The organism is Roseibacillus ishigakijimensis, from assembly GCF_016595415.1.
GTDB classification, from domain to species: Bacteria; Verrucomicrobiota; Verrucomicrobiia; order Verrucomicrobiales; family Akkermansiaceae; genus Roseibacillus; species Roseibacillus ishigakijimensis.
In genome coordinates this window covers 1-887 of sequence record NZ_JAENIO010000108.1, presented here as the reverse complement: position 1 = coordinate 887, position 887 = coordinate 1, and the positions used below count along the sequence as shown (strand labels likewise).

Sequence of the window (887 nt, the reverse complement as noted above, 5' to 3'; positions counted from 1 at the left end):
CATCATCCCAGCAAGACTGTGATCTCGCCACACCAACAATCCTGCTCGCAGCTGACTCCACTGATCACGAGAGCAGCCGCAGCATCGTCCACCCCCGAAACGGCGATGCACCACGCCTTCCTGACGATTTTTTCCAATGGCAAGCGCCCTCGCTTCCTTTCCAAACCCCAAGGAGGCCACGCCTTCGAAACAGGGTTTTCGGAAACACTTTTAAGCGAAAGGTCATCAAATGGCCCAGAGCGTGGGAACAGGCGGATCGCGGAGGCCTCGGCGAAGCCTCCCTACCGGGGCACAAGCCTTCGGCCCGTAGCGCCGACGCCCCGTCGGCCCCAGAGTCCTCGTCGTCCAACAAAACACCGGTGCCCCCTGAATCGCCCCAAAAAAGAGACCCTGTCTGTGGAGGTCCTGTCTGTGGACAAGGGGGTCCACGCTCCTTTCCCGAGCCCCAAGGGGGCATCCCATACCAGCCCAGGGCAACGCCCTGGGATTGTCGCACCGCCCTCGTCCCAGCAAGACTGTGATCTCGCCACACCAACAATCCTGCTCGCAGCTGACTCCCATGATTACGAAAGCAGCCGCAGCTTCGTCCACCCCTGAAACACCAATGCCCTTTTCCTGCTTTCCCTCGTCTTCGGAGCCAGCCCCCGCCGGGCCCCGGCCCGATGCACCGCCGCCTTCAGCCGTTCGGCCAGGGTCAGCCCCGTGCCCCCGCCTTGCTGGCACACCGCCAACCAGTTCAGATACCAGCGCATGGCCTCCTCCCACTGCTCCAGCTGCCACTGCTCCCGCGGCTTGGCCAGCACCTGGTCCTTCCAAAAAGCCCGCGCCGCCGGAACTCCCGGCGAGACCCCCGCCCGCAGCCGCCAATTCTCAAACCAGTTTCCCAC

At 63.5% G+C, this 887-nt stretch carries 1 protein-coding gene; it reads right to left on the bottom strand.

All coding sequences use genetic code 11. The features are described from left to right. Nucleotides 1-563 precede the first annotated feature (563 nt). Nucleotides 564-887: hypothetical protein (locus JIN78_RS16770; protein ID WP_200393150.1), on the bottom strand; the 324-nt coding region annotated here is incomplete at its 5' end.